Genomic DNA, 1,758 nt, shown 5'->3' on the forward strand with positions numbered 1-1,758 from the left:
GTCTACGCCAGCGATCGACCTTGCGCCGGCGTCGGCGCAGCCGGGGTGATCAGAGCCTCCTGGGGAAGGTGAAGCGCGGACACAATACGACGCAGCTTCGACGGATCGGTCACTCTGCCGCTTTCGATATCCTCAATCTCGTCCACCGCCAGGCCGCATGTCAGGGAAAGCTCTTCCACGCTGTAACCGCGGGTCTCCCGCATCGCTCTGAGGGTGTTGTAATCTGGCCCGCTCCCGTTGGTTGCCGGTTCGGAGTGGGGTTCGCTTTTCGCATTATGGGGCATTGGCAACTCCATGACTGAAAGAGTTTGATCAAATGAGGAGTGTTGCCTGAGACGGTCGGGAAGATGCCCTCTCACTGGTGATTTGCCAAGGGCCAAAATGGCCGTCACGGGATCGTGAACCGGGTGCCTGGCGCGGCCTCTGGCGCACACGTCGCGATCAAGTTGTTTTGAAGGCCTGATTGGCCTTTTGCCGGCAGTTTCGCCGCGCCCATTCGTTATCTCCGGGTCGCTGGCGCGAAACCATCCGGTTCCAGCCAGTTCTTTCCCGGAAGGATTTTTTGCAATGAACTTGAAGACAGTCATGGTCGTGCTCGGCACGATTTCCAGCCTTTCCGTCGCCGGCGCGGGCGCCGCCCAAGCCGCAGGCGCGCTTCGTGTGCGCGGCACGGTGGTCAGTTTTAAGCCCACGCTGCTCACCGTGAAAACCCGCCAGGGCGATACCGACGCGATCAAGCTCAAGGCCGGCTGGAAGATCTCGGGCGTCGCCAACGCCTCGGCAACGGACATCAAGCAGGGCGATTTCCTCGGCATTGCCTCCGTATCGAAAGCGGATGGCGGCAGCGGCGCCCTGGAGGTGGTGGTCTTCCCGGCCGCGCTGAAAGGCACCGGCGAGGGTGACCGCCCCTGGGACCTGCAGCCAAACAGCCGGATGACCAACGGCACCGTCGCCGACGTTACCGATATAAGCGGGCGATCCGTCACGCTGACCTATGACAATGGCCAGACCAAGAAGATTTCGATTCCCGACACCACCCCTGTCGTCACCTTCGCGCCGGCGACGCCGAGCGACCTCAAGCCGGGTGCGACGGTCTTTGTCACCGCAGAGCGGGGTAGTGACGGCGCGCTGAGCGCCAGCCGCGTCGTGGTCGGGACCAACGGCGTCGTGCCGCCGATGTAGTCGGACAGGCGGCCAATGGCCGCCTCTCGATCTTGCCGTGCATGGTGGCGGGAGGCTGGATTGGGCAGAAACAGTCCAGAAACAAAATTCTACAATCGGGAAATACTGACGAAAAAATTCAGGCGCGTAATTCCATTCGCGGCGGCCGGGCTATCGCCCCGATCCATATGCGCCCGCGAAACAAAAGGAAACGATCCATGAAGAAGTCCCTCCTCTCGGCCCTCGGGCTTGCAGTTGCATTGGCTTTCACGGTGCCCGTCATCGGTGCGACGAGTGCGGATGCGGCGCCGATGGCAAAGCACCATCGTCACCACCATCATCATCGCCACCATGTCCGCCATCACCATCATCACCGCCACCACCACCATGTGATCGGAAACAAGGCCTAAGCACCGCAAACTGCCACCGAGAAGACCGGCCTTGGCTTCCTGTCCAAGGCCGGTCTTCCCTTGGCATTGCGGCGCGTTAGCTCGACACGATTTGGGCGCACCAAGTTCGTCGAATGACGGCGCCAGCTACCTCAACCATCAGAAGCACCGCCTCAGCGCCGGCTGAACAGCAGACTGGCGACTGTCT

General features: G+C 61.6%; 2 protein-coding genes. One reads left to right on the plus strand and one right to left on the minus strand.

The window, feature by feature from the left end:
* Positions 1-2: 2 nt before the first annotated feature.
* On the minus strand, positions 3-284 hold the full coding sequence (locus ENZ75_RS30855) for a helix-turn-helix transcriptional regulator (protein ID WP_063170208.1): 282 nt from the start codon (positions 282-284) through the stop codon (positions 3-5).
* 283 nt (positions 285-567) lie between these two features.
* On the opposite strand from ENZ75_RS30855, the gene ENZ75_RS30860 reads away from it, so the two are divergent.
* A complete protein-coding gene (locus tag ENZ75_RS30860) occupies positions 568-1,182 on the plus strand; it encodes a hypothetical protein (protein ID WP_063167771.1) in 615 nt (204 codons plus the stop codon).
* Positions 1,183-1,758 lie beyond the last annotated feature (576 nt).

The organism is Mesorhizobium sp. M7A.F.Ca.CA.002.04.1.1 (assembly GCF_004022805.1).
Lineage (GTDB): Bacteria > Pseudomonadota > Alphaproteobacteria > Rhizobiales > Rhizobiaceae > Mesorhizobium > Mesorhizobium ciceri.

Coding starts and splice junctions, on each gene's coding strand:
- ENZ75_RS30855 (WP_063170208.1), bottom strand. CDS start 284: ATGCCCCATAATGCGAAAAGCGAACCCCACTCCGAACCGGCAACCAAC.
- ENZ75_RS30860 (WP_063167771.1), top strand. CDS start 568: ATGAACTTGAAGACAGTCATGGTCGTGCTCGGCACGATTTCCAGCCTT.